Here is a 24,901-nt window from a genome sequence, read left to right as displayed (position 1 = left end):
TACGGACTCCGTCCCGCTTACGCGAACGGTGAATCAAGGACTAGAGGAGAGCCCTATGCTCCATAGAGCCGTGGCTGACCACAGCGAAGGGCGGATCGTCTCCAGTCCCCAAGGTTCAACCCCAATGGCATCCATCGGCCAGCTTCCAACCCTGCCTTTCTAAGCTAGCGGGACTGGGCCCAGTCGGTGGCAGTGATGGTGGTGCCAGGAAATTGAATGGGGTTGCCCAGGCTCTGGATCTGGGCCTGGAGGGCGGGCAACAGCTGCAGGTTCGAGAGCGGTTCCCGCAGGATCTCCGCCGGGACTAGATCCCGTGCCAGGGCAAAGTGAGCTGTGTGGCCGGCTGCCGTGCCGATGGCCCATTCCACGGGGTGCACTCGATAGGAGGCGCTGGCGATGCGGCTGGTGGCGATGTTTTTGCCGCCGGCCAAGAGGTTGTCGATGCGCTGTGGGATCAGGGCGCGCAGCGGGATCTGGTAGGGGTAGCTGGGGGCCTGGGCGTCTTGGTTGTGGCTGGGGGGCAGCGAAAAATCCGGCAGTAGACACTCGTGAAAGTCGATGGGGTACTGGCCCACCCCCACCGAGTCGTAGAAGATGAAGGGGCGACCGCGATTCAACGCCGATTCCCGCGTGGTGATATCCGACTCGTAGACGGTGAACCCCCCTGGGTAGGAAAAACTCGGCCGCCCGATGATGCGCCGCGACTCGCGAATATAGGGGTACTTGGAAAGACCACTGGCAGTTCCCATGGGGCTGTTGGGCCCTTTGAGGTAGCGATAGCGCAAGTAAAAGTCTTTTTGAAAGTTGGGATCCGCCTGCTGCAACAGAAAGTCCGTCCTCCCCGCCACCAGCCAGTAGAAGAAGCCCTTGGCATGCTGCTCGGCCCGACGCAGGGCTTCCACCCGCAAGCCCCCCATCCAGCCACCCGGCTGCAGTTGGCCCGAGGCCTGCAGTTGCTCGTGGGTGAGGATGAGGTTCATCTCTGGCCCGGTGATGCGCCAGTCGTTGCCCCAGGTCCAGTTCTGCATGGATTGATCCCCCACGCGGATGGCCTCTTCCCCAAAGCCAAACACCTGTCCGCGAATGCGGCGATAGGTAAAGACCCTCCCGAAGTTAAAGCGCGGGTGTTCAAAGCTGTAGTAGGGGCCGTGCAGGGGATCGTCGTAGAACTCTGGCTTGATGGGCACCTGCGGCACAGCGGAGCGCTCTATGACAAAGGTGTAGGTAAACCCCTGGGTGCAATAGGGATCCCTGTAGGGCTTGGAGCTGGGCTCCCAGCGGCTTTCCCCATCCGTGCCGAGACGGTAGGGCACTCGCGCCAGGGGCAGCAGCTCGCCGGTTTCGGTAGCATCAATCACTATCCAAGGCAGGGTTTTTCCCTGCCGCTCGGGAGGCGGCTCAAAGTGCAGGATCTCCTTATCCCAGTCCTTCGTGGGCTCCCAGCGGTAGAAGTCCAAAAAATAGCTAGAGAGATCCCCCCGCTGCTCCGGCGCGACGCCAGCGTGCTTGGGGAGGTTGCGGATAGCCACTACCCTGCGGATCTGGTAGCCCTCAATCTCCAAGTCCTTCACCACTGTCTCCGTAAATAGCCGCAACTGCCCCGACTGCAGATAGGGATCCAACATCTCCCGGAGTACCTGATGTCCCACCTGGGGAGAAAAACAGAGCACGCTTGCCCAGCACTTGCCGGGGTTGGGATCCCCGCCATACTTTTCCCGCACCCGGCGGCGAAACTCTCTGTAGCCTCGCGGGAAGATCTCGTTTTCCCGCTGTAGGGGCCGCTCGTCCAAAGCCGAGACCCCTTGGGCGCTCACCTGGCCGCCAATCCAGTCGGTAATTTCGGTCATGCACACCTGTCGCCCCAGTTGCAGGGCCTCGTAGGCCGCTGCCACGCCTCCCAGCCCGCCCCCAGCGATGAAAATCTCACAGGGGATGCGGGTTGCCGACACGGGCTGAGCTAGGGCCGCCCCGGCGCCCAAGATCCCAGCCCCCAGGATGCCGCAGCTCCATCCCTTGAGGGTGAACATAGCCTGTCGGACTTTCCGGCAACTTTTATCATGGGGGAAAGCGCTGCGAGGGCTCATGCCGGGTTCCACTTTCGTCATCACCACACCGATCTACTACGTCAACGCTGCCCCCCACATCGGCAGTGCCTACACCACCATGGCAGCCGATGCCATCGCCCGTTACCACCGCCTGCGGGGTAGGGAGGTGCTGATGGTAACGGGAACCGATGAGCACGGCCAGAAGATCCAGCGCGCCGCTGAAGAGCGCGGCCTTCCCCCGCAGCAGCACTGTGACGAGATCGCGGCCCAGTTTGCCCAGCTTTGGCAGTTGCTGGACATCCGCTATGACCGCTTCATCCGCACCACTGACCCTCGCCACAAAGCCATTGTGCGGGAGTTTTTCCAGCGGGTTTGGGATCGGGGAGATATCTTTGTTGGGCGGCAGCAGGGGTGGTATTGTGTTGCCTGCGAAGAGTTTAAGGACGAGTCAGAGCTCTTGGAAGGCGGGTTTTGCCCGATCCATCCCAACAAAAAAGTAGAGTGGAAAGACGAAGAAAACTACTTTTTTCGCCTCTCTCGCTACCAGGAAAAACTAGAAGCTCTCTACGCGGAGCATCCAGAGTTCATTCAACCAGAAAGCCGCCGCAATGAGGTCATTAACTTTGTCAAGCAGGGCCTGCGGGACTTCTCCATCTCTCGCCCTAGCGTCTCCTGGGGGATCCCCTTCCCGGCGGATCCCAGCCAAACCCTTTACGTCTGGTTTGACGCCCTCATCAACTACATCAGCGCCGCTCTAGATCCCGAGGACGAGCCGACGCTGGAGAATGCTCTGCGCCGCTACTGGCCTGCCGACGTGCACCTGGTGGGCAAAGATATCGTCCGCTTCCACGCCATCTACTGGCCGGCCATGCTCATGTCGGCGGGGTTGCCTTTGCCTAGGCAAATCTTTGGCCACGGCTTTCTCACCAAAGATGGCCTCAAGATGGGCAAAAGCCTGGGGAACACGCTGGATCCTTTTGAGCTGGTGCAGCGATACGGCGCCGATGCCGTGCGCTACTATTTCTTGACCGAAATTGAGCTGGGCAAAGATGGAGACTTTAGCGAGGGCCGCTTCGTCGAGGTACTCAATGCCGACCTAGCCAACGACCTGGGGAACCTGCTCAACCGCACCCTCGCCATGCTCAAAAAATACCAACCTGACTACCGCATTCCCGCCGTCGAGATCCCTCCGGATCATCCCCTCAAAACCTTGGCTGAGCGCCTAGCCCCGACAGTGGCTGACGCCTACGAGCGGCTGGATCTCAGCTCGGCTGCCCGCAAGGCCCTCAGCCTGGCCCAGGCCAGCAACAAATACCTAGATGAGCAAGCTCCCTGGACGTTGCATAAACAGGGGCAAAGCCAGCGGGTAGCGGAGATTCTCTATGCCGTTCTAGAAAGCGTGCGCTGGGTGGCGGTGGCCCTTTCGCCCATCATTCCCAACCTCAGCCTCAAGATCCTGCAGCAACTGGGGTTCCCCCTCACCGACATTACCCAACTGCGCTGGGATCCCGATGCTCGCTGGGGCCAGCTTCCCCCTGGTCAAGAGCCTCAGCCCCCTGTGCCTGTCTTTCAGAAAATCCTCAGGAACGCCTAGGACTTGGCAGCATTTGCTTGGGAAGGTTGGGCAGCCGCTTGTCCTCCCTTTGGTCTTAGCCGCTCGGCCAAAGGAGGGGCATCCCTTCGGGAGAGAGGAGGAGCTGCACCCGAGCGCAAGCGAGGGTTGCTCACCTCAGCAGGAGGAGCTCCATGGGCAAGAGTCTGCCAGGCCGCTCGTACTCCCGCCCAAAAGCTGCGAACATTGACTTGGGCATCCCGGGCTTGGGTACGGGCTCCTTCCAGGGAGCGGCTGACCTGCTTCACCACCTGACCCGCCCCTTTCACCCCCTCGTCAAGGCTGTCGGCAATCTCGCTCACTTCCAGGCTCGTCAGGCGCAGAGCCTCTAGAGTGGGCGGCAGCTCCCGCAGCAGCGTATCGAAGAAGCGCTCCACACTCTGGGCGGCTCGACCCAGTTGAATGACGGCAGGCAGCAGGGTCAGGATCACCGCCAAAATGGCCACTGCCACCAGGCCTACCGAGAGGCCAAGCCAAAAGACCGGATCGCTCATCCCGCCGTCTCCTCTCCATCGCCGGCTTCCAAATCAGCTTCTTCCCCCCCAAGGGAACGCGAGTTTTGGGCTTGGAGCAGCTCCTTTCGCTTCTGCAACATGGCCTCCTTCCCCACCACCACTGCCTGCTGTAGCCGCAGCAGGGCCTCATCCAAACTGCGTTGAGCAGCGTCGAACAGTTTCTCTGACTGATACTGCAAGCTGCTGGCTACATCCTCTGCCACTTCTGGCAGCGCCTCTGCCGATTTTTTCAACAGTCGCCGCGTCTCCCGTCCGCTGCGGGGGGCTAGAAGCAGGCCAATGAGCGTGCCCACCGCCGTTCCCAACAGCAGCCCACCAATAAACGCGCCAGTCCGGTTTTCCGCCATGCCTTGCCAGAGTTGGTGGATACAAGTGGCCCCCCAACCAGACTATCAAAAAAAATCTGCTACCCTGCTCTGCCCAAAAAGGCCAAGTCGCGGCTGGGCTGCTGGGGGCTAGAGTAGAAATGGCGCTGTGGAAACTACCCAACAACCCATGGTCTCTTTAGAGCCCAAAGGCCTGGCGGAAAGGCCAATCAACTTGGCAGAGTACATTGACCACACGCTGCTGCTGCCTATGGTTACCCCGGAGGAAATTGAGGAGGGGTGCGAAATTGCCCTGCGCTACGGCTTCCCCACCTTTTGCGTACCTCCCTGCTATGTGCCGCGAGTGGTTGAGCGGCTACACGGGTCGCCAGTACGGGTGAGCACGGTGGTGGGGTTTCCCCTGGGTACCAACACAGCGGAGGCCAAACTCTACGAAGCTCAACTGGCTGTGGAGCAGGGATGCCAGGAACTGGATGTTCGCATTAACCTAGCCTGGCTCAAGGCGCGGGAGCTGGATTGGCTCCATGCCGAGATTGCCCAAATTGTGGAGGAGACGGGAGTTTGCGTCAAAGCCATTTTGGAGACGGCCCAGCTCGATGAGGAGGAAAAAAAGCTGGCTGCGGAGATCTGCATGGATGCGGGAGCTGCCTTTTTGATGACCTCCACCGGCTGGATGGGAGGGGCAACCTTGGCGGATGTGCAACTGCTGGCGCAGCTTAGCCGGGGCCGAGTGGGGGTGAAAGCTTCAGGCGGCATTCGCACTCTGGCTCAGGCGGAGGCAATGATTGCCGCAGGAGCCACCCGGATCGGCACCTCTTGGGGGTTGGAGCTAATGCAAGAGCTGCAGGCTAGGGAAGCTGGCAGAGCATGAGCGGGCGAACCTACCGGGTTACCGGCATCACTCTCAAAGGCATCCCCTTGGGGGAGTCGGATCGGGTGGTTACCATCCTAACTCGCGAGCGGGGGCTGGTGCGGGCAGTAGCCAAGGGATCCCGCAAGCCGTCTTCCAAGTGGGGAGGGCGACTGGAGCCCTTTGTCATTAACGACCTGCTGCTTGTCCGGGGGCGGTGGTCAGCTCAAGCCAATGCCTCCCAGCGTCTGCAGCGCATTGTCCAGGCAGAAACCCTGCAGAGTTTTCCCCGTCTGGGCCGCAGCTTGGCCCACCTCACAGCCGCCCAGTACCTGGCAGAGGTGGCTTTGCTATTGGCCCTGCCAGATCAGGCTCAGGAAGAGCTGTTTGTGCTTTTGGTAGAACACTTGCAGCGCATCGAGCAGGCCCCTACACACGAGGCAGTTCTGCCACTCCTTGTCCATGGGCTCTACCACCTTTTGGTGGTGGGGGGGCTTGCCCCCTCGCTACAAGCCTGTTGCTCCTGTGGGGGGGAGTTGGCGGGCGAGGTTTTCTTCTGTCCCCAGCTGGGCGGCCTGATCTGCGAGCCCTGTCGGAGAGCCCAGCAGCCCAACTCCCTTGCCCGGCTCTCCAGTGCCGTCCTGCAGGCCCTGGGATCCCTGCCCAACCCCACCTTGCCACCGCTGGCCGACAGAACGTTGCCTTTGACAGCTTGGCTGGGGGCAGAGCGCTTGCTGCGCCAAATTTTGGAGCAGTATGCCGAGCGAGAAATCCGGTCTGCTCGCCTGCTAGCTGGCTGTTACCCTACTGCCGGCGCTGCAGTTGGCTTCCCCACTGCAAACGAGCAGGGATCCCCCCTTGCCCCAACCTTTTCTGAGGGCAATTCCAAAAGAATTGGCGGCCGGCTGAAGAAGTTGTGAAGACATGTATCAAGTTGAGCCGAATGGCGGCAGAATAGAGCTCTGGGGTGGATTAAGTAGCCGCTTCCAGATGATACATTAGGTTCCATGAGGTAAATTCTTAACAAGGGCTTCTCAGCTTTAGCCGCGGTCAGCCGCGAGGGTTTGCAGAGAAAGCAACAGCTAAAGGGAAGGAAAGCCGGTGTCTTTCCAACCTATTGCCAAACAGGCCTTCTGGGTTCCTTAGTGGGGGGTGTCCTGGGCTGCAGTTTCTATTTCTAAGCATGGGTTTGGCAGCTTTCCGTGGGGAGGCCGAGTCTGCTTGTCCAGAAACATCCCTCCGTCACCTGCTCGCCGGTGGCAGGAGGTAGCCTTCATCCTAACTTTTCCAAGCCAAGTTATTAAAGTGAAGTACAGGAGTTGCAGCACCGTGGAAGCCCAGCGTAAAGAACGAATTCTCGTGGTTGATGATGAGGCTAGCATCCGCCGCATTTTGGAAACTCGCCTCTCGATGATCGGCTACGAGGTGGTTACTGCAGCCGACGGCGAAGAGGCCCTGCAGGTCTTCCGCAAGCAGCATCCCGACCTGGTGGTGCTGGATGTCATGATGCCAAAGCTGGATGGCTATGGGGTCTGTCAAGAGTTGCGCAAAGAGTCCGACATCCCCATCATCATGCTCACGGCTCTGGGGGATGTGGCCGACCGCATTACTGGGTTGGAACTAGGGGCGGATGACTACGTGGTCAAGCCTTTTTCACCCAAGGAGCTGGAGGCCCGCATTCGCTCGGTGCTGCGGCGGGTGGCCCGGTCTAGCCATGAGGGGATCCCTAGCTCTGGGGTTATCCAGGTTGGGGATCTTTGCATTGATACCAACAAGCGCCAAGTTTACAAGCGGGGCGAGCGCATCCGCCTGACAGGAATGGAGTTTAGTTTGCTGGAGCTGTTGGTCAGCCGCTCGGGGGAGCCGTTTTCCCGCGCCCAGATCCTGCAGGAGGTATGGGGCTATACCCCAGAGCGCCATGTGGATACGCGGGTGGTGGATGTCCACATCTCGCGGCTGCGGGCTAAGTTGGAGGATGACCCAAGCAACCCTGAGCTTATCCTGACAGCCCGCGGTACTGGCTATCTGTTTCAGCGCATCGTGCCAAAGGGAGAAAAAGGAGAGGGCTAAGAAGGGATCCCTGTCAAGTGCTCCTGCAGGGCCCTTCGCATCTGCTGTAGCGGTTCAACCCAGTTGCCGCGGGCTTCTTGGCGAAATAGGCGCATTACGCCGGGGTACCAGGGGCTATCTTGTCGCTGCAGCAGCCAGCGCCAATCGGCTGCAAAGGGCAGTAGAACCCACACAGGCTTGCCCAGCGCCCCAGCTAGGTGGGCAACGGCGGTATCGACGCTAATCACCAGATCCAACTGGGCAACTGCCCTAGCAGTATCAACAAAATTCTGGAAACGGGATCCCAGCTCCACCACCTGGTGCTGCTTGAGGAGGGGTTCTACCTGGCTTAGATCTTCACCCACCTGCAGGCTAACCCACTGCACCTGGGGCAGATCAAGGTACTCGAGAAAGAGGCTGAGGGGACAGCTTTTTAACCTCTGCACCCGGTTGAGGGCAAGATCGGCGCGGCGGCCACTGGCCCACACCAGCCCTACCTTTATCCCCTTCTGAGGAACCTCAGGCCATTCTTCTGGCCAGGCGGAGCTCTCCGGGGGACAGACCAGGTAGGGAAGACAGGCAGGGATCGTCTCCAGAGTGGTGCCCAAGCGGTGGGGCAGGCTGAGCAAGGGCAGGTGCCAGTCGAAGGGAGGCAGGGGATCCGTCTCGGAAATAATCTGAACCTGAGGAAAGGAGGCCCGCAGCAGCTCGACTAGAGATGGCGGGCAGCGAAAGTAGAGGGAGGCCTGCGGATGGGCTGCAGCCAAAAGTGGCAGGTAGCGCACAAACTGGATGGTGTCCCCCAAACCTTGTTCGGCGTAGATGAGCAGAGTCTGCTGGCCCAAGGGGGATCCCGTCCACAGAGGCTGGGGAAAGCGGGGGTAGGCCGCCCCCTGGCGCTGCAGCCGCCATTCGTACTCCCGCCACCCCTCCTTGTAGCGGCCTAGGGTGAGCAGGGCAGTGGCCAGGTTGTAGTGGATCTCCGGCGAATCAGGGGCCAGTTGCAAGCCCCGCCGATAGGACTCAAGGGCGGCCTCGAGGCAGTTTTGCTCTTGCAGGATCGTGCCCAAGTTGTTGTGGGGCTGAGCATCCTTGGGCAGCAGCGGGATGGCCTGTTGCAGGCAGTCGGCTGCTTCCTCCAGACGATCTTGCAGGTGGAGGCAGTGGGCGAGGTTGACGAGGATCCGCCCCTCCTGGGGCAGCAGGGCAAGGGCTTGGCGAAACCAGCCTTCAGCTTCCTCAAGCTGGTTCTCGAACATCAGCGCATTGCCTAAGGCGGCTAGAGCATAGGGCTGGGGAGGGTGCGCTGCCGCAGCCTGGCGCAGGACTGCAATTGCCCGCTGCCGCTGCCCCAAGGCCAGCCAACAACTGCCCAGCCGAAACAGCAGTTGCCCATTGCCGGGAGCAAAGGCCAGCCCCTCCTGATAGGCGCGCGCTGCCTCCGCCGGGTCGCCCAGCAGCATCCAAGCATCGCCCAGCTCCTGCCAGGCAGGCACCCAGTCCTTCTGCAGGTGCACAGCCAACTGTAGGGGGGTCAAGGCCTGACGGGGATCTCCCATTTGCAGATAGAGGGATCCCAGCAGCGCTTGGGCAGCAGCCAGGTGCGGATGGGCGCGGGTAAGCTGTCGACAAAGGCGCAGCGCTGCCCCCAGATCCCCTGCTTGTCGGTGGCGCTCGACCAAAGCCAGAGCCGCCTCTGGGGAGGGGAAAGAGGGCAGGCTGGCTCCTTGTCCTGAGTTCTGAGGCCCAGCCACCTGCCGCTTGCCTTTCCCTCGACCAAAGCCCTGTGGCACGGTTTGACCTACCGGGGTTAACAGGACGTTCCCAATAGCCCTAAGTTGGGATTCCGACAGCTTTAGCCTAGTTGCGGCGAAAGAGGCTGTCTAGGTAGATGCGCGCAGCGCGCCGATCGGCATCTCCGCTTTGGAGCAAGAACAGCGAGAGGGCTGCTGTTACAACCCGATCTTGATCCCAGTCGGGATGACGAGAGAGGTAGTTTTTGAGGGTCTCGTGGAGCTCCTTGGGGATTTCGCTCGAAATGCTGACGGTAGGAGAATCCATAGCTCAACCACCTACCTAAAGTCAACACTCAAACAGTCGCAGCAAAAAGAGGCTCTACCCTGGGCCACAGCTAAGCCGGCCTAGGAAGGAATTGAACAAGCTAAGCCAGTCCTCTAACTTGGGTACCTCAAAGACCGCACGGGCTCCTCAAGAAACGGGGTAAAAGGGCTTGCCCATTGGCCGCCTGCAAGCGGCTGGGGAGGTCCTAGCCGCCCCCTGGTCTCTCTAGGCATCCGAGGAGAGCTGCCGGGGAAGCCTCCTCCTCACCTCGGGTGGGGCTATTCTGCCCTCTGCCCTAGGGGGGATGTCAATCCTAGGCGGGAGTATCCAACAGAACCAGAGCTCTCCCGTGGCCTTGATGGGATCGGAAAAAGCGGCGCGATCCCGTTACGTTTCTCAAGGTGTAATCGCGTGAACCTTAGCAAGGGCAACTTTTCCACAGAACCCTTCGAGGCGGCTTCTAGAGCGAAAGACGTTGTGGAAAACAACCCGCCTGCCTGTGGAAAGTCTGGGGAAAACCTGTGGATTTTTGGGAAATCTCAATGTGTCCAAAAAAATTTTCTCGACTGCTCCCTCAGCTCCACTCAACTCGATAGTGCAAAAACAGCTCTTGGGAACCGCGGCGGCACTCAAGCAACTCCAGGCGGGGCGGGGATCCCTGCAGTTGCCAGCCCTCGATGCTAGCCGGGGCATCAGCGTAGCCACTCAGCAGCACTGGCGCCAGCGTCACCCACAGCTCATCCAAGGCTTGCGCCTGCAAAAACGCCCCCAAGAGCCGCCCCCCGCCCAGGAGGCCCACCCGTTCGATCCCCCGCTGCCGCAGGCGGGCTAGGCGAGCGGTCAAATCCCAATCCGCGGCCACCCAGATCTCGGCAAAACCGGGCCGTCCCTGCCACTGGCGGGAGCCCGCCGGCGTCGTCCACAGCCAGCGAGTGAGGGGCTGGCGAAAAAACGGCAACTCTTCCGGAATCTCGCCGCTGCCGGAACAGATGATCGTCAGGGGCTGAGGGGGGAGACCCTGTGCAATTCGGCGTTGGATGAGCTCCGGATCCCGCAGGCGGAGAGCGGTGCCGTAGGCCCGCAGCGTGGCTGCCCCCATGATTAAAGCCTGTTGCCGAGCAGCTTGGGTTTCCAGGTGCCGATAGTCTTCAGGGCTAGGGAAGTGGGGTTTTTGCCCGCGGTGGGCGGCGAGCTTGCCATCCAGACTTTGGGCCAAGATGGCCACCAGGTGGGGACGAGGGGCTTTCAAAGGCAGATCTTTGGCAATCGACCAGGATAGACTCAGGAGTATTGACCGGCCTATGCCCTGGCTCCAGGGTTATATGCTAGGAACGCTCCAGTCCTCCACTATCCGCATCGCTGTCGAGGCCAGCTCCTCGACTCTGCAGCGCTGTCTAACGGAGGTGGAACTTCTGCAGCAGTGGATTTGGCCGCAGCAACTGCAGGGATCCCTTCCCCCCAAGCTAGAGCAAGGCAGCACCTTTGCCGCCCAGTGGGGCCCTATCTCCATCCTGCACCAGGTGGAAATCCTGCTGCCCCAACGGCTGCGGCTGGTGATGTGGGGTGGTGCCGATGGCTACTGCGACTGGCGGTGGGGGAACGGCTGGGTGCAGTTGCGGGTAGAGGCCGTCTCACTTCTGCCCTTGGGCTTAGGCCAACTGCTAATGCTGCGGCAGCTGCAACAGTTTGCCCAAAGTCAAGAACGACGGCCCTCTGGGGACTAGAAGTTCTGCCAGAATCCGCTTGGATCCCAGCAGCGGCAAGCATCTGCAGCGCTTCCGCAAGAAACTGGTGCGGGAATCCGCAAGCAGGCCCAGGCTGACCCTAGTCACAAAACTGGCTAAAACTAAACTAGTAGTAGAGATTTCAGAAAAATCACAAGCGGGCGGCTTTCACAGCTTGGCTTGAGTGGTCAAGAGGCCGCTGCCGGAAGCTGGGTCATTAGTTCCAAGCACCTAGAGGTTGTCTCACTCCTGAGCTGCCATGACCGCAATCACGGAAACTCCAACCCGTACCATGCAGCAGTTGTCTTCGGTTACAACACGGGTTCGCAAACCCTACCCCAACTTCAAAGTGATCGTCCTAGACGACGACATCAACACCTTCCAGCACGTTACCGAATGCTTGCTCAAGTACATCCCCGGCATGACTTTGCCCTTGGCGCGGCAACTGACAATGCAGGTGGACAGGGAAGGGCAGGCCGTTGTCTGGGTCGGCCCACAGGAGCAAGCGGAGCTCTACCATCAGCAGTTGCTGCGGGAGGGTCTGACGATGGCTCCGCTGGAGCCGGCCTGAAGCAGCAGGTGCTCGTAGCTGCGCTCAACGGCAGCCAATAGCTCTGCCTGACCCCAGCCAGCATACAAGCTGCTGGCAATTGCCAGGCCGCCAGCCCCTACTCCCTCTTTGACATAGCCTCGCTCATAGGCTTGAAGAGAGGAGTAGCGACTCTGGGCAAAGCTTAGTTGGGTGGCCAAGAGGCAGACATTGCCCAACAGCTCCGCCAGAGCCACTGTGTTGCCAGAGGGATCCTCCGCCACCCAGCGGGTGGTGCCCACCACCACGTTTTCAGGGGGCCAGGGGATCCCTTCCTCTTCTCCCCAGCGCCGCATTAGGGCCAGCACCGCCAGCATTTGCGTTCCTCCCGCCAGCAGCACCGGCCCCCGCTGGGCGGCTGCCATGGCTAGCCCGGCGATGAAGGGTTGCACAGGATCCCCCACGGCAGCCACTACCTCTGGCGCAGGGGCAGTGGGGGAGAGATTGGCTAGACCCCGCTGGGCCAAGGCCAGCTTTTGGGCGTGGTTACAAACTGGATGGCTGCTGTTGACCATGCCGTTTGCCTGCCAGCCCAGCCCTAGCAGCACCGCCAGCGCTGTTGCAGTACCGCCGGCCACGCACTCTCCGACGACGCAGTAGCTGGCTTCCAGTTGGGATCCCCGCTCATACCCCTCCTGCCACAGGGATCTCACCTGCTCCGAGGACAAAGCCTGGCCGGTGCTCAGACAGCGGGCTGGCCCTCCCGAAGGCACCTTCTCTGCGCCTGGCAAAGGCTCTAGCAGACCACAGTCGAACACGCGGCAGGGGATCCCTAGCTCGCTCAAGACAGCGCGGCTGATGACCACTGGCGAGGGATAGCCCTCGGGCGAGGTGGGCAAGCGGCAAGAACGGCCAGTCAGCAGCACCTCCCCATCAGCCAGGGCGGTGTAGCGCCGCAGAGAGGGCGTGGCGCCAGCAGCAGAGATGCCTGGAATAAGGGCTGTTTCCGTAAACCCCAGGCAGGCCAAAAACAGAGGTCGGGATCCCTGTACCCGTTGGCACCACTGCTGGGCCAAAGCCGGCTGAGTGTAAGCCTTAACACAGGGAAGGAGGAGCATAGCCAATAATTACCTACAGGACGGGATCCCGCACTGGCCAGAGGATAGCAACGCCTGCATTCCCCAAGGCAATCGGATAGGATAGGTATATCGGATGTCGTTTGTTGGGGGCAAGGGGAAAGCCATGGGCTTCTTCGACTCGGAGATTGTTCAGGAAGAAGCTAAGCAACTGTTTCGGGATTTCCAAAACCTGATGCGACTTGGTGAGCGCTACGGTCAATTTGACCGGGAAGGCAAAAAAATCTTTATCCAGCACATGGAAGAGTTGCTGGAGCGCCAGCGCATTTTCATGAAGCGGCTGGAGCTTTCCGACGATTTTATGGCCCAACTGACCATTAAGCAATTGCAAACCCAACTGGGGGGGTTGGGGCTCTCTCTTAGCCAAATGTTTGACCAAATGCACCAAACCCTGGAGCGCATGAAAGCTGAAGCCGACGCTGAGCGCTGACTCTCCCAGTAACCCCCAAGGGAAAAGGCTCATGTCCTCCTCCCGCCAGACCCGCAACCGCAAATTGATCCTGGAGGTGTTGGAGCAAAGCGAGCGGCCCCTCTCGGCCCAGGAGATTTTCCTGAAGCTGCGCAATGCCAGCCACATGGTGGGCTTGGCCACTGTCTATCGGGTCTTGGAGGCGCTGCGCAACGAGGGCAAGCTGCAGGCCGTCCACTTGGGGGATCAGCAAACCTACTACCAGCTTCTGCCCAGCAACGGCCACAGTCGCCATCACCTGATCTGCACCGAATGTCGGCGGGTGGTGCCTCTGCCAGATTGTCCCGTGGGGGATCTGGAGGAGCAGCTTGCTAGCCGTTACCAATTTGTTATCGAGTACCATGTGCTTGACTTCTACGGCATCTGCGCCGAATGCCGTGGAGGGAGCAGGCCCAACCCCAATTGCTAGTCATCCTCTTGCCTTGAGGCCAAGCCACAATGATGAGCTATCTCTGGACGGTGTTGATTGGGTTGGCAGGCGCCTTGATTGCAGTCAAGCTGAGGCTGCCAGCAGGAGCTCTAGTAGGCTCGATGGTGGCAGTCGGCTTGGTCAATGTCTGGGGGGCCATCCCAATTCCCACTCCTCCACCTGGAATCCGCTTTGTCCTGCAGGTGATACTGGGTATTCTCTTGGGCAGTAAGCTTACCGCCGAGACATTGCTCGCCCTCAAGGATCTGTGGCGGCCAGCCCTAGTGTGTACCGTGATTGCGGTGAGCACCGGCGTTCTATCGGGGTTTTTGATCTCCCGCTGGTTGGGGATCGAGCGCCTTACTGCCATCTTGGGCACGGCCCCAGGGGGTATCTCTGATATGAGCTTAATTGCCCTGGACATGGGGGCCCAGGCCAGCACGGTGGTAGTTATGCACCTAGCTCGTCTAATTAGCGTCATCGTGGTCGTCCCCTGGGTGGTGCGGCTGCTGATTCAGCCAGGTACGAGCTAGGAAAGTCCTCGGAGAGGAGAGGGGGAGTGGGCTAGACTAGGGGTCGATACAGAACTTCACAACCGCACCGCCATCTTGGAACTTTCTCCCCCTCTCTCCATCGACCATGCTCCTGGGGCAATATCCCCTTGGCCCTCGGCTGGCTCTGCCAAGGAGACTTTCCTAGGCAACATGGGTCAAGCCGAGTGGTGGCCGCTGCGGTTGCAGTGGCAGGGAGAGGCTGACCCCCTTCAGCCGGAGCTGCTAGGGGTGGATCCCTTGTTGCGGTTGTTGCTGCTGGGGGATGGCTTGACCACTCGCAATCTGGCCACTCTGACCCTGGAACCAATTCAGGCCCATCTGTTAGATACAGTCCAGGTCGAGCTGCTGGCCGAGCAAAGCGCTGTCCCCAAGTCCATGCCACAACTGGCTAGGGATCTGGCGCGGCTGGGATCCCCCTTGATGCGGCGGCGGGTTTGGCTGGGCGGAGCGGCCTCGCAACAGCCCTTGCTCTATGCCACCTCTTGGTGGAACGCGGAACATCTGGCTCGATACTTGCCCCATCCCGATTTGCCCATCGGCCAAAATCTAATCCAAGAAAAACTGGAGACCTTTCGCGAGGTGCGTCGCCTCTACTACGGCGAAGCTGAGCCCATTGCCCGGCTGCTCAACTGTCCTGGCCCTTTCTGGGCTAGGCATTATCTTTTGCTGCACCGAGGCCAACCTTTGACGGTTATTTACGAAGTTTTCTCCTCGCGCCTAGGGGCCAAGTTTTTGACTGGCTAGGGCAAATCCAAAACGCACGGCTGCCCTTGGTGCCGTTAGCCTGCTGCAGGTGGGTTTGGGTGAGCGGCTACTATGGAGCTGAGCAAAAAAAGGGCCCCAGAAGCAAAGGAGTATGGCTCCAGAGCTTCCCGTTTTGCGCCAGCGGTATCAACTGGAGCGGCGGCTGAGCAAGCGCAGTGGCAGACACACCTACCTGGCACGGGATCTCCTCACCTCAGAGCCAGTTGTGATCAAGCTGCTCCTGTTTGGGCCGGATTTCAACTGGGACAATCTGAAGCTGTTTGAGCGGGAAGCCCAAGTCCTACAGACCCTCTCCCACCCAGCCATTCCCCGGTACCGCGATTGCTTTGAGATTGCTCTGAAAGGGGGGCGCGGCCTGGCGCTGGTGCAAAGCTACATCGAGGCTCCCTCCCTGCAGGAGTGGATGGAGCGAGGGCGGCATTTTGCCGAGCCGGAGGTGCGCGACTTGGCGCAGAAGCTGCTGCGCATCCTCATCTACCTCCACGAACTCCATCCGCCGGTCATCCACCGGGATCTCAAGCCCAGCAACATTCTGTTGGCAGCCGACGGGCAGGTGTACCTGGTGGATTTTGGCTCTGTGCAGGCTGCTGCCCCCCGGGAGCAGGGATCCTACACGGTGGTGGGAAGCTACGGCTACATGCCCCTGGAGCAATTTGGCGGCAGAACTGTGCCCGCCTCCGATCTCTACAGCCTGGGCGCCACGCTGATTCACCTGCTCACGGGCCAGCATCCGGCGGACTTGCCCCAGGAGGGATCCCGAATTGGGTTTGAGCAAGTGGTGCAACTGAGTCCACCTTTTCGCGACTGGCTGCGGTGGTTGACGGAGCCTCTGGTGGCGAATCGTCCCGCCTCCGCCCGGCAGGCCCTGGAGGCGCTGGAGCAGTTGGATCGCCGACCGCTGCCGGTTGCTTCAGCAACAGCCGCCCTTTCTCCTCAACAGCCGGCAGACAGCCGGATTCAACTGCACAAGCCCGAACAGATCTATGAGGAGGTGATCCGGGCCAATCAACTCCGCGCCTTGGTTTTGTTCGCCATCGTTTGGAACGCTTTCATTGCCTTTTTCGCAATCATGGCAGTTGTGCTTGCCCCTTTTCCGGTGAATCTGGCGGCCGTCCTGTTCATGCTGCCCTTATGGAAGGAGGGGTTGGCGATGGTGATCAAGATCCTTTCCAGCTCATCCGGTAAGACTCACCTGAATATCGAATCCCTAGAAGTGGTTCGTTTTCGCGGAGTTACCCCTGGTCGGCAAGCCCATATTGACCGGCTGGAGCTGATCCTTACCCGACGCGATTCCAATCAAGATCGGGTGATCGGACATCCGGGCAGGCAACCGCAAGGGCAAGCTAAAGGGTCTGCAAGAGCTAGAGCTGGAGGGGTTGACTTCGGACTGAACCGTTGGCTAACTCGATTGAGCGGCAGAAAGGGTAGCCCTCAGTCCAGGTAAGCGCTCAGCTCCTGCTCCAAGGTGGGCAATTGCACCTCTTCCCGCTCTAGCTCCTCCAGGTCTTGCAGTTGCCTCCTCAGGCGGGCAATCCGCTCTCGGAGATACTCTTTGATGCCCTTGGCCCCCAGGCTGAGGCAACTGCGGCAGATCTCGCCATAGATTTGGCCGCGGTCGTTGTAGACTACCGCCAGCAGCACCTGCTGCCCCTTCCTCTGGATGGGGGTGACCCATCCGCCGCAGATAACGCAGGGCACGCGGCCATTGCCTGCGTAAATGCTGCGCTCCCAAACAATTTTCACGCTCGGCCTCGCTAGACTTTTGCCCACCAGGATAAAAACTGCAAGGGATCTCTTGTCAGCCTAAATCCCTTCCTCTCTCCCTCAAGGAGAGCAGTTGGGGATGACGGCAAGATCGCTGGTGTCTAGGCGTTGGGTTGGGCCGGCTGGCTAGGCTGGGAGCGATCGATGGTGCGGTAGGTGAGGCTGGCTGCTACCTCTAGGGCTTTGGCAGCGTCGCGGAAGTAAAACCCCAGCTCCTCATCTTTCTCAGTGCGGTTGGGCTTATTGAGCTTGGCCTTGAACTGCACATTGCAATACATGGCCAACCCCACCAAAACCTCGGACAAACCATGCTGGTTGATCAACCGTTCCAGATCCGTAAGCAGGCTTTTGATCAGGGCATTGGCTACCGGTTCTGGCAAACTGTCCAGGTCGTGCATTGGGTTTCCTCAGCAAACGAGATAGTAGTGGGATCCCGGTCCCTTACTCCTGATCTTCCCGCATCTTTTAGGGAATGCTCAACGCTATTGCCAGCGCTTTGGCGTTTTCACTGAGGGCAAGGATTCCTGCAGGCGCTCCGCGCTGCCAGCAACAGTTCTGGGCCGAAGCCCAAGTACTCTTTTGAGTTGGCAGAGGCCATTTGTTATGATGGCAGAAACCGTCCTGAAGAAGGGGGCTGGAAATCCGGTCTTTGGTCATGGAGACCCGTGCCGTTGGTCAAGCGTTCTCGGGAGGGCAGCATTGGACAACAACAGTATCTTACGTCAGCTCTTGCTCGTGGGCGTTGGCACCACTACGCTGCTAGCGGAGCAGTTGAAGAAGGCTGCCGATGAGCTGGTGCAAAAGGGGCAGCTTAGCTCAGAAGAGGCCTCTAACCTCCTCAACAACCTGCTCAACCAGGTGAAATCTGAACAGAGCAACCTGGAATCCTACGTACAGCGGCAGGTGCGCAACGTTTTGCAGGACTTAGGCGTGCCTTGCCAGTCGGAAATGGACGAGCTGCGCGGGCGGTTGGATCGCCTGGAGCGACAAGTGCGCAACTTGGAGAACCAGCTCTACCGCCGCTTCTGACCGTTAGCCAATCTCTAGGCTGAGGCTGAAGTTCCCGCAAGAGTTTGCATGGCAAGCGAAGTTTTAAGCATCACAGGCCGAGGGATCCCGCTGGTGGGCAATGACATTGACACCGACCGGATCATCCCGGCCCGCTTCCTCAAATGCGTCACCTTTGACGGCTTGGGCCAGCACGTGTTTGCTGACGACCGCGCCCAAGCGGCTGGCCAGCACCCCTTTGACCTGCCTCAGTACCAGGGTGCGGAGATTTTACTGGTCAACGCCAACTTTGGCTGTGGCTCCAGTCGAGAGCATGCCCCCCAAGCCCTGGCCAAGTGGGGGATTCGAGCCCTCATTGGCGAAAGCTTTGCCGAGATCTTTTTCGGCAACTGCCTGACTCTAGGGATCCCCTGTGTCACAGCGCCTGCGAGCGTGATTCAAACTCTCCAAGAGGCAGTGGCCAGAAACCCAGAGCTCCAGTTAACGCTGGATCTCCTCAACAAACAGGTGCGCTGGGAAGACAACGCCGCCGCCGTCGAGATCCCCCAGGGGGCTTGGCAGATGCTGGTGCAGGGCACTTGGGATGCCACGGCGCAGCTGCTAGCTGCCCGCGACCGCATTCAGGAGGTAGCTGCCTCTTTGCCCTACCTGCGATGGCAGCGAGGAGCCCGCTGAGCAGGTCGCTTTCCCCTGCTACCCACCAGTGGCTGGGCAGCGCTGACCCAAAGTTTCTGGATCTGGCAAGGCGGGAAATCGTGGCTGCGGATCCAGAGGCCGTCGTCCAGCTCCTTCCCGAGGCCACGGGGTTGATGTGGGTGTGCAGCCGGCGTTCCTTTGCCGACCTTGCCCAGAGCTGGCAGGCCAACCCACCTATTTTTTTGCGCCACATCTGTCCCATCCAGCGGGAGCTTTGGCTGGACGAGGGATCCCTGGCAGGACTCCGCCTAGATGAAGAGCTGCTGGCCGCCATCAACCCGGCCCTCAGCTTTTCCGTACAGACGCGCCTATTTGGCAAGCTCAACTTCAAGCCCTTTCAGATCAACGAAGCCCTGGCAGCCCAGGTAGTGGCGGCAGTGGGATCGCCGCTGCAGGTCAGGGATCCCCAACAGGTGATCTCGGTGGTGATCCTGGCTAACTCGACAGGGATCCGAGTTTGGCTAGGCTTGTCGCTGGCTGAGCAAAACCTCTCCAACTGGGCGGGCGGCATCCATCGCTTCCGCCGCGATCCCGGTCAGATTAGCCGCTCTGAGTTCAAGTTGCTGGAAGCCATCCAGGTGTTCCACATCCCTTTGCAGCCAGGAGGGCGGGCTTTAGATCTGGGGGCAGCACCAGGGGGATGGTCGCGTATCCTGCGCCTCTACGGGCAGGAGGTAACAGCGGTGGATCCGGCGGCATTGGACGAGCGTCTCCACTCCGATGCCGGCATTTGTTACCATCGCCTCAGCGCTCAAGCCTACCTGGCCCGCTGTAGGGAGCGGTTTCACCTCATCCTCAACGACATGCGCCTGGATGGCCGCACCTCTGCCCACCTGATGACAGCCTTTGCCCCTCATCTGGAGCCAGAGGGGGCAGCCCTGATGACCTTAAAACTTCCCTCCCGCCGCCGCCTGCGGGTGCTGCAGCAAACGCTCGATATCCTAAGCAGTACCTTTGCCGTGGTGAGGGCACGCCACCTGTTCCATAACCGCAGCGAAGTCACCCTCTACTTGCGAAAGGGAGCTCAATCGGCGGTTTCCACTACCTGAATTTCCCGGTGCAGCACCTTCTCGCGGATGGACTCTAGCAAGTGCAGCTCCTCGGGGGAGATTTTGCCATCGGAGCGGATAGCGCTGACGATTTGATCCAACTCAGTGCGGGTTAACTTCCTATCTTCTAGGGCCTGCTCTACTAGGGCCTGCAGTTGTGCAAACTCCATGGAATTGCTGCTCCTCTTGAGCGGCTCTCCTCACCCCCTCTACCCTATCCCCGTCAGCTCTGATCCCCGGCAAGCGCAAGATTCTCTTCAGGTATCCTAAAGAGAAGATGAAACCGCAGGAGAGGAAGACCCTATGGCTGGCCCGGATCCCCAGAGCTTTGAGCACGACTGCGCCACACTGTGCCGGGATGGATGTGTCCTGGGCGAGGCCTGCCCCCACCGAGAGGCAGCCCGTCGAGCGGTGGACTTCATCATGAATACAGACTGGGAGACGCTCATGCGGCTTGCCGAGTCCAGGAACCTGCCCAAGACTCCTCCCCAGGAAGATCCCTTGCAGTTTTTGGAGAACTACCGCCTAGGCGGCTAGTCCCTGCCCAGCCTCCAGGTGCCGCGGCTCATAATAAACGTAGTGGGATCCTTGGGCTCTATGGTATGGCCTTGGCTTGCCTTTGGCTTGCTTCTGGTTGCCTCTGAGCTGTTTTTGCCGGGGCTGGTGGCTGGTCCAACGGGTGTGGCGGCGCTGGGGGCTGCTCTTTTGGCTTATTGGGGGCTGCCGGCTTGGGCCCAGTTCTTGGCCTGGGTGCTGCTCTCGATTGCGCTGATCCTCCTCAGCCAACGCCTGGTACCTAAGGGCCCGGCCCAGTTGGAGGATATCCTGAAAGAATCGCGGGAAGCGCGGGCAGTTACAGCCATTCCGCCAGGGAAGCAGGGGCGAGTCTCCTATCTTGGCTCCACCTGGAACGCCAAATGCAGTATTCCTGACGTGGAGATCCAACCCGGCCAGGAGGTATACGTGGTCGATCGCAAGGGCAATACCCTCATTGTGATGCCAAACCAGCTGCTTGAATCTTGAGGCTTGGAGCTCTCTGCCATTCAGGGCTCTTCGTAAATCCAGCTTTGGGCAGCAGGGATCCAGTTCACCAGCTCGGAATCTCGGAACCAGAGGGCAATCTCCCGCTGGGCGGTTTCCGGGCCATCAGAACCATGGACAAGGTTGCGGCCAATGTCAATACCAAAGTCGCCACGGATGGTGCCTGGCTCGGCTTCTAGGGGATTGGTTTTGCCGATTAGCTTACGAGCAGCAGCAATCACCCCTTTGCCCTGCCAAACCATAGCCACCACCGGCCCCGAGGTAATAAACTTGACCAAACTGGGGAAGAAGGGGCGCTCCCTGTGTTCAGCATAGTGGGCTTCTGCCAGCTCTTGGCTTACCTGCACCAGCTTCAGGCCTACCAATTGGTAGCCCCGACTTTCCAGGCGCTGGATAATGGTGCCCACTAGACCCCGCTGCACGCCGTCCGGCTTGATGGCGATAAAGGTGCGCTCCATGGGATCTCCCCTTGTTGTTACCTATCTTCACCGTTATCCTTGTACCGGATCGGGGATCCCAAGCGCAAGGGAGCAAAATTAGCGCTTTTTACCCGCCCACCACTGCCAAGATCAGGAAGGCAGCCCCCACCACTGTAATCGCCCAGCCGGCCCAGCGAGTTAAGCCAGGGATCCGCAACCCCCAGCGTTCTGCTGCCCAAAGGGCCAGGAGAGCTACCCCATACTGGACGGTGCTCAACCCCAGTAGATATCCCACCCAAGGCATGGGTTGGGCGCCGATAATGGTTTCGGCGTAGGCATAGCCATGGAATAGCCCCGCCAGGGATCCCCCTATTAGCAAGAGCCAACTTGGGATCTGCCGCGGTTGCACCAGCAGCAAGCCGAAGAGAACCACGGAAGAGGCAATGGCCAGCTCCGTCAGTCCCAGGGGGTCCCAGCCGGCCAGGTGGATCCCAGTGCCCACCAGACCTGCCAACACAAAGCCCAAAGGGATCCCGTAGCGCCAGGGCTGCCCCGCCGCCACAAGACCGATGGCCACGACGAAGGCCAGGTGATCCAAGCCAATGACAGGGTGAGCCAGCCCGGAGAGAAATCCCTCCCAGGCCGTTGCAGGCAGTTTCCCTCCCAGGGCGTGGTGGGCAGAAGCCGGCGAAAAAAACCCCGTAACTGCCAGTGCACCCCCAGCAGCGGCAAAGCTGGGGATCCCTTCCTTCCGCCACCGCCCAAGCGGCGATGGGACTTGCTGCCACAGCCAGGACATGCTTTTGGACCTCCCTGAGTTCTCTCAATAGCTGCCCAGATCTCCCAGTCTAGGGGCGCTCTCTGTACCCCTGCAGGTTCTCCGGCTCAAATTGGCGCAAGATCCGCGTGGCCTCGCGGAGGCGGGTTTCATTCTCTTCCTCCACAATGAGTACGTACTTACCCGCATTGAGGCGGTTGCGGTAGGCCAAGGCATCGCCGGAGCCACTGGTCAGGCCCACCCTGCCCCCCACAAAAAAGCTGCCCATGGCCCCGCCCAGCGCACCCAACAGGCCGCCGATCAGATGGTTGCCCAGGGAGGTATCCAGGCCGCTGAGGAGACTAAACCCCACCCCCGCCAAAAAGCCAAAGGGCACTAGCCAAATGGCCAGGCGCTGCATCTGGCGACGCGCGGCTTGGGCCGGGTCGATTAGCCCAAACTCATCCGCAGTTTTGTAGCCCCGCCCCAGTAGGTGCAATCGCTCCAGGGGGAAACCGGCCTGTTCCAGGGCGCTGTAGGCCGCCTCGGCAGCCAGGCGATCCGGCAGTACCGCAATTAGGTAGCCCATAGGTTAAAGGGTCGGTGCCCGTCATCAGCCAATTCCATTGTCTACAGAGTTTAGGGAGGGATCCCTGTGAGCCTCTACCAGCGCTTCTATGAAGTCGTGCGGCGGATCCCGCCGGGGCGTGTAGCTACCTATGGGCAGGTGGCGCGGCTTGCCGGCTGTCCTGGCTATGCCCGACAGGTGGGCTATGCCCTGTTTCGCCTGCAAGGTCAAGAGACCGACATCCCCTGGCATCGGGTAATCAACGCCCAAGGGCGCATTTCCTACTCCCCCTTTCGCCTTGGCTACGACGACTTGCAAAAAGTCCTACTCCAAGCTGAAGGGATCCCCTTTGACGCCGAAGGTCGGGTGGATCTGCAGCAGTTTGGCTGGGATCCCCGGGAAGCTTAACCTGCGCTTGACCTAACCTTAAACAGGTCATAGCGAAATCTCCTGTCCAGCCTTGGTAACGTGAATGCGGATGCGTCTTGAGTGGTCATGAAACCAGCTGGTCGTGCTCGAGGGGCTGCCCCTGCTGAGGGAGGGCTTCCAGCTTGGCTGAACGCTCTGGCCAAGTTCCTGCGGGTTGGGCTGTGCTGCTTGCTGCTGAGCCTGGCCAGCGCCTGCGGTACCACCGACAGCAGCTCAGTTCCTCCAGCCGGCGGCGGGGCAGGGTTTATCGCCTCAGATCCCAACGTTAGGCTCTCCTCTCAGCCGCCCACCTTTACCCTGCAGATCTTGCACGCTAGCGATCTCGAGGCTTCGGTTGCCGCGGTTCAGGATGCGCCTCGCTTCTCCGCGGTGATCAATGCGCTGCGGCCTCAGTTTCCCAACACGGTGGTGCTCTCCAGCGGCGACAACTACATTCCCAGCCCCTTCTACAACGCCAGCGCGGATCCCTCGCTGCGGGGCCGGTATGACCGCACCCCTGGCAAAGCCGACATGGAAATCCTCAACGCTATCGGTTTCGAGGCGGCTGCCTTTGGCAACCACGAGTTTGACCAAGGCACGCGCCAAATTCGCGACTTGATCCGACCCGACACCAGCCGCGGCTACGCAGGTGCCCGCTTTCCCTATTTGAGCGCCAACCTCAGCTTCAGCGGCACTGGTGAGTTGGCCAGCTCTGACTTTGCTGGCGATGGCCAAGAGGCCAGCTCCATCCGCGGCAAGATCGTCAAGACAGCAGTGATTACCGTGGGAGGAGAGCGAATCGGCCTGGTGGGAGCCACGACCACGCGCCTAGCTGCTATTTCTAGCCCCGGCCCTGAGGTGAGGGTGGAAGGCAGGGTGGACGACACCGACCAGGTCAATGCTGCCCTCATCCAAAACTTCGTTAACCAACTCACTGCGCAGGGCATCAATAAGATCATCCTCCTAGCCCACCTGCAGCAACTCCAGAATGAGGTGACCCTGGCCACCCAGCTGCGGGATGTCGATGTCATCATTGCGGGTGGCTCCCACCGCGTCCTTGCCAAGCCCACTGACCGCCTGCGCCCCGAGGATGTGCGCACGGGCGACTACCCCATTTTGCGCACCTCGGCTAGCGGTCAGCCGGTGGCAGTGGTGAACACCGGCGCCAACTACCGTTACGTGGGCCGCTTGGTGGTTAGCTTCGACGCCAACGGGGTGATTGCCCGCATCGATCCGGTGAGCGGCGCCTACGCCACCGATGACCAAGGGGTGGCAGCCGTGCGCGGCACTCCCAATCCCGAGGTGGTGCGGATTGCCAACGAAATCGGCAGCATCATCCGCGCCAAGGATGGCCGTACCTTTGGCTCTACCACCCAATTCCTCAACGGCCTGCGGGCCGAGGTGCGCACTGAGGAAACCAACTTGGGCAACCTCACGGCTGATGCCAACTTGGCCTACGCCAGAACTGTTGACCCCACCACCGTCATCTCCCTCAAAAACGGCGGCGGCATTCGCGCTCCCATTGGGGCTACCACCGGCGGCGGCGGCGAGCCAGTACGGCGGATCCCTCCGGTGGCCAACCCTGAGGCTGGCAAGCAGGCGGGCCAAATTTCGCAATTGGATATTGAAACTGCTCTTGCTTTCAACAACGGTCTGTCCTTGGTGACTGTCACCGCCGAGGAGCTCAAGCAGATAGTAGAACATGGGGTGGCCCAAACCCAGCCAGGAGCTACACCGGGCCGCTTCCCGCAGGTTGGCGGCTTTGCCTTCAGCTTCGATCCCTCGCGGCCACCGGGATCCCGCGTCATCTCCCTGCGGGTGGATACGCCCAGGGGCCCGGATGTGGTGGTGCGCAACGGCCAGTTGCAGGGAGATCCCCGCCGTAGCTTCCGCATGGTGACGCTGGACTTCTTGGCCAACGGTGGGGATGACTATCCCTTCCCGCGCCTGTCCAACCCCAACCGGGTGAACTTGGCCCCCGGCTCCGGCCTCACCTTCGATACCCCTGGCAGCGAGCAGGACGCTCTGGCTCGGTACTTGCGGCAGATCGGCGTGTTTACTCAAGCCGACACCCCGGCTGCCCAGGATACCCGCATCCAGAACCTCTCGGTGCGCCAGGATACGGTGCTGCAGGGTTTGTAGTCGGA

The 24,901-nt window shown here is 60.3% G+C and carries 31 protein-coding genes; 18 read left to right on the top strand and 13 right to left on the bottom strand.

Annotation, left to right across the window (positions count from 1 at the left end):
- Positions 1 to 164 precede the first annotated feature (164 nt).
- Entirely contained in the window at positions 165 to 2,105 is a 1,941-nt protein-coding gene (locus tag NW808_RS01920) for an FAD-dependent oxidoreductase (RefSeq protein ID WP_414420094.1), read from the bottom strand.
- Between NW808_RS01920 and metG the strand changes: the two genes are divergently transcribed.
- A complete protein-coding gene (gene metG / locus NW808_RS01915) occupies positions 2,083 to 3,639 on the top strand; it encodes a methionine--tRNA ligase (protein WP_414420093.1) in 1,557 nt (518 codons plus the stop codon). The two genes, NW808_RS01920 and metG, sit on opposite strands and share 23 nt — an antisense overlap.
- Here the strand turns inward: metG and NW808_RS01910 are convergent.
- Both NW808_RS01910 and NW808_RS01905 read right to left on the bottom strand, forming a co-directional pair.
- Positions 3,636 to 4,151 (bottom strand): hypothetical protein, encoded by a 516-nt coding sequence (locus NW808_RS01910; protein ID WP_414406299.1) that lies wholly within the window; start codon positions 4,149 to 4,151, stop codon positions 3,636 to 3,638. The genes metG and NW808_RS01910 overlap by 4 nt on opposite strands.
- Complete coding sequence (locus tag NW808_RS01905) at positions 4,148 to 4,519, bottom strand: YtxH domain-containing protein (protein ID WP_414406298.1); 372 nt, start codon at positions 4,517 to 4,519, stop codon at positions 4,148 to 4,150. The genes NW808_RS01910 and NW808_RS01905 overlap by 4 nt, the downstream gene beginning before the upstream one ends.
- Before the next feature lie 148 nt (positions 4,520 to 4,667).
- Between NW808_RS01905 and deoC the strand changes: the two genes are divergently transcribed.
- From deoC to rpaB, 3 genes are all read left to right on the top strand, one after another.
- Positions 4,668 to 5,369, top strand: a complete 702-nt coding sequence (deoC, locus tag NW808_RS01900; protein ID WP_414394546.1) for a deoxyribose-phosphate aldolase — start codon at positions 4,668 to 4,670, stop codon at positions 5,367 to 5,369.
- Positions 5,366 to 6,268 carry a DNA repair protein RecO gene (gene recO, locus NW808_RS01895; protein ID WP_414420092.1) on the top strand — a complete coding sequence of 301 codons (903 nt, stop codon included), beginning with the start codon at positions 5,366 to 5,368 and terminating at the stop codon, positions 6,266 to 6,268. The genes deoC and recO overlap by 4 nt, the downstream gene beginning before the upstream one ends.
- A 409-nt stretch (positions 6,269 to 6,677) precedes the next feature.
- Positions 6,678 to 7,418 (top strand): response regulator transcription factor RpaB, encoded by a 741-nt coding sequence (rpaB, locus tag NW808_RS01890; RefSeq protein ID WP_414394542.1) that lies wholly within the window; start codon positions 6,678 to 6,680, stop codon positions 7,416 to 7,418.
- Here rpaB and NW808_RS01885 read toward each other — a convergent pair.
- The 3 genes from NW808_RS01885 to NW808_RS01875 form a co-directional block, all read right to left on the bottom strand.
- Positions 7,415 to 9,151 carry a tetratricopeptide repeat protein gene (locus tag NW808_RS01885; RefSeq protein WP_414420091.1) on the bottom strand — a complete coding sequence of 579 codons (1,737 nt, stop codon included), beginning with the start codon at positions 9,149 to 9,151 and terminating at the stop codon, positions 7,415 to 7,417. The two genes, rpaB and NW808_RS01885, sit on opposite strands and share 4 nt — an antisense overlap.
- Positions 9,152 to 9,257: 106 nt before the next feature.
- Positions 9,258 to 9,458, bottom strand: coding sequence for a DUF2811 domain-containing protein (locus tag NW808_RS01880; protein WP_414394537.1), 201 nt, complete (start codon positions 9,456 to 9,458; stop codon positions 9,258 to 9,260).
- A 574-nt stretch (positions 9,459 to 10,032) separates the two neighbouring features.
- Entirely contained in the window at positions 10,033 to 10,707 is a 675-nt protein-coding gene (locus NW808_RS01875) for a RibD family protein (protein ID WP_414420090.1), read from the bottom strand.
- A gap of 73 nt (positions 10,708 to 10,780) precedes the next feature.
- On the opposite strand from NW808_RS01875, the gene NW808_RS01870 reads away from it, so the two are divergent.
- Positions 10,781 to 11,182 carry a hypothetical protein gene (locus NW808_RS01870; protein WP_414420089.1) on the top strand — a complete coding sequence of 134 codons (402 nt, stop codon included), beginning with the start codon at positions 10,781 to 10,783 and terminating at the stop codon, positions 11,180 to 11,182.
- A 259-nt stretch (positions 11,183 to 11,441) separates the two neighbouring features.
- Complete coding sequence (gene clpS / locus NW808_RS01865) at positions 11,442 to 11,753, top strand: ATP-dependent Clp protease adapter ClpS (RefSeq protein ID WP_414409933.1); 312 nt, start codon at positions 11,442 to 11,444, stop codon at positions 11,751 to 11,753.
- On the opposite strand, the gene cobT is transcribed toward clpS, so the two are convergent.
- Complete coding sequence (gene cobT, locus NW808_RS01860) at positions 11,702 to 12,829, bottom strand: nicotinate mononucleotide-dependent phosphoribosyltransferase CobT (RefSeq protein WP_414420088.1); 1,128 nt, start codon at positions 12,827 to 12,829, stop codon at positions 11,702 to 11,704. The two genes, clpS and cobT, sit on opposite strands and share 52 nt — an antisense overlap.
- A 124-nt stretch (positions 12,830 to 12,953) precedes the next feature.
- Between cobT and NW808_RS01855 the strand changes: the two genes are divergently transcribed.
- From NW808_RS01855 to NW808_RS01835, 5 genes are all read left to right on the top strand, one after another.
- Positions 12,954 to 13,277: a DUF1825 family protein gene (locus NW808_RS01855; RefSeq protein WP_414394812.1), complete on the top strand. Its 324-nt coding sequence runs from the start codon at positions 12,954 to 12,956 to the stop codon at positions 13,275 to 13,277.
- Between the two features lie 31 nt (positions 13,278 to 13,308).
- Positions 13,309 to 13,725: a Fur family transcriptional regulator gene (locus tag NW808_RS01850; protein ID WP_414420087.1), complete on the top strand. Its 417-nt coding sequence runs from the start codon at positions 13,309 to 13,311 to the stop codon at positions 13,723 to 13,725.
- Positions 13,726 to 13,754: 29 nt separating this feature from the next.
- Positions 13,755 to 14,258 carry an AbrB family transcriptional regulator gene (locus NW808_RS01845; protein WP_414420086.1) on the top strand — a complete coding sequence of 168 codons (504 nt, stop codon included), beginning with the start codon at positions 13,755 to 13,757 and terminating at the stop codon, positions 14,256 to 14,258.
- 171 nt (positions 14,259 to 14,429) lie between these two features.
- On the top strand, positions 14,430 to 15,023 hold the full coding sequence (locus tag NW808_RS01840; protein WP_414420085.1) for a chorismate pyruvate-lyase family protein: 594 nt from the start codon (positions 14,430 to 14,432) through the stop codon (positions 15,021 to 15,023).
- A gap of 112 nt (positions 15,024 to 15,135) precedes the next feature.
- Positions 15,136 to 16,488, top strand: coding sequence for a serine/threonine protein kinase (locus NW808_RS01835; protein ID WP_414420084.1), 1,353 nt, complete (start codon positions 15,136 to 15,138; stop codon positions 16,486 to 16,488).
- Here the strand turns inward: NW808_RS01835 and NW808_RS01830 are convergent.
- Positions 16,476 to 16,787: a hypothetical protein gene (locus tag NW808_RS01830; RefSeq protein ID WP_414420083.1), complete on the bottom strand. Its 312-nt coding sequence runs from the start codon at positions 16,785 to 16,787 to the stop codon at positions 16,476 to 16,478. The two genes, NW808_RS01835 and NW808_RS01830, sit on opposite strands and share 13 nt — an antisense overlap.
- Positions 16,788 to 16,909: 122 nt before the next feature.
- Positions 16,910 to 17,206: a hypothetical protein gene (locus NW808_RS01825; protein ID WP_414394512.1), complete on the bottom strand. Its 297-nt coding sequence runs from the start codon at positions 17,204 to 17,206 to the stop codon at positions 16,910 to 16,912.
- Positions 17,207 to 17,507: 301 nt separating this feature from the next.
- On the opposite strand from NW808_RS01825, the gene NW808_RS01820 reads away from it, so the two are divergent.
- The 3 genes from NW808_RS01820 to NW808_RS01810 are packed head-to-tail and all read left to right on the top strand — an operon-like array spanning position 17,508 to position 19,561.
- Positions 17,508 to 17,837 carry a phasin family protein gene (locus NW808_RS01820; protein WP_414394511.1) on the top strand — a complete coding sequence of 110 codons (330 nt, stop codon included), beginning with the start codon at positions 17,508 to 17,510 and terminating at the stop codon, positions 17,835 to 17,837.
- Between the two features lie 48 nt (positions 17,838 to 17,885).
- Positions 17,886 to 18,491, top strand: a complete 606-nt coding sequence (gene leuD / locus NW808_RS01815; RefSeq protein WP_414420082.1) for a 3-isopropylmalate dehydratase small subunit — start codon at positions 17,886 to 17,888, stop codon at positions 18,489 to 18,491.
- Complete coding sequence (locus NW808_RS01810) at positions 18,470 to 19,561, top strand: SAM-dependent methyltransferase (protein ID WP_414405942.1); 1,092 nt, start codon at positions 18,470 to 18,472, stop codon at positions 19,559 to 19,561. The genes leuD and NW808_RS01810 overlap by 22 nt, the downstream gene beginning before the upstream one ends.
- On the opposite strand, the gene NW808_RS01805 is transcribed toward NW808_RS01810, so the two are convergent.
- Positions 19,537 to 19,731 carry a hypothetical protein gene (locus NW808_RS01805; protein WP_414420081.1) on the bottom strand — a complete coding sequence of 65 codons (195 nt, stop codon included), beginning with the start codon at positions 19,729 to 19,731 and terminating at the stop codon, positions 19,537 to 19,539. The two genes, NW808_RS01810 and NW808_RS01805, sit on opposite strands and share 25 nt — an antisense overlap.
- A gap of 133 nt (positions 19,732 to 19,864) precedes the next feature.
- On the opposite strand from NW808_RS01805, the gene NW808_RS01800 reads away from it, so the two are divergent.
- Together NW808_RS01800 and NW808_RS01795 are read left to right on the top strand one after the other, a co-directional pair.
- Positions 19,865 to 20,098 carry a hypothetical protein gene (locus NW808_RS01800; protein ID WP_414394500.1) on the top strand — a complete coding sequence of 78 codons (234 nt, stop codon included), beginning with the start codon at positions 19,865 to 19,867 and terminating at the stop codon, positions 20,096 to 20,098.
- A gap of 60 nt (positions 20,099 to 20,158) precedes the next feature.
- Entirely contained in the window at positions 20,159 to 20,584 is a 426-nt protein-coding gene (locus tag NW808_RS01795; RefSeq protein WP_414409942.1) for an NfeD family protein, read from the top strand.
- Positions 20,585 to 20,604: 20 nt separating this feature from the next.
- Here NW808_RS01795 and ndk read toward each other — a convergent pair whose 3' ends face one another.
- From ndk to NW808_RS01780, 3 genes are all read right to left on the bottom strand, one after another.
- Positions 20,605 to 21,060 carry a nucleoside-diphosphate kinase gene (gene ndk / locus NW808_RS01790; protein ID WP_414394494.1) on the bottom strand — a complete coding sequence of 152 codons (456 nt, stop codon included), beginning with the start codon at positions 21,058 to 21,060 and terminating at the stop codon, positions 20,605 to 20,607.
- Positions 21,061 to 21,148: 88 nt separating this feature from the next.
- Positions 21,149 to 21,820: a HupE/UreJ family protein gene (locus tag NW808_RS01785; RefSeq protein ID WP_414420080.1), complete on the bottom strand. Its 672-nt coding sequence runs from the start codon at positions 21,818 to 21,820 to the stop codon at positions 21,149 to 21,151.
- Positions 21,821 to 21,869: 49 nt separating this feature from the next.
- The gene (locus tag NW808_RS01780) at positions 21,870 to 22,367 is read right to left on the bottom strand and encodes a hypothetical protein (RefSeq protein WP_414420079.1); all 498 of its coding nucleotides are present in this window, start codon (positions 22,365 to 22,367) and stop codon (positions 21,870 to 21,872) included.
- A 66-nt stretch (positions 22,368 to 22,433) separates the two neighbouring features.
- On the opposite strand from NW808_RS01780, the gene NW808_RS01775 reads away from it, so the two are divergent.
- The gene (locus NW808_RS01775) at positions 22,434 to 22,754 is read left to right on the top strand and encodes an MGMT family protein (RefSeq protein WP_414394488.1); all 321 of its coding nucleotides are present in this window, start codon (positions 22,434 to 22,436) and stop codon (positions 22,752 to 22,754) included.
- Between the two features lie 87 nt (positions 22,755 to 22,841).
- Entirely contained in the window at positions 22,842 to 24,896 is a 2,055-nt protein-coding gene (locus NW808_RS01770) for a bifunctional metallophosphatase/5'-nucleotidase (protein ID WP_414420078.1), read from the top strand.
- The last annotated feature ends 5 nt before the right edge of the window (positions 24,897 to 24,901 follow it).

Origin of the sequence: Synechococcus sp. W70.1 (genome assembly GCF_047461515.1) — a bacterium.
GTDB lineage: Bacteria > Cyanobacteriota > Cyanobacteriia > Thermostichales > Thermostichaceae > Thermostichus.
Note: the sequence above shows the minus strand (reverse complement) of the source record. Positions and strands in the feature narration are given on the sequence as shown.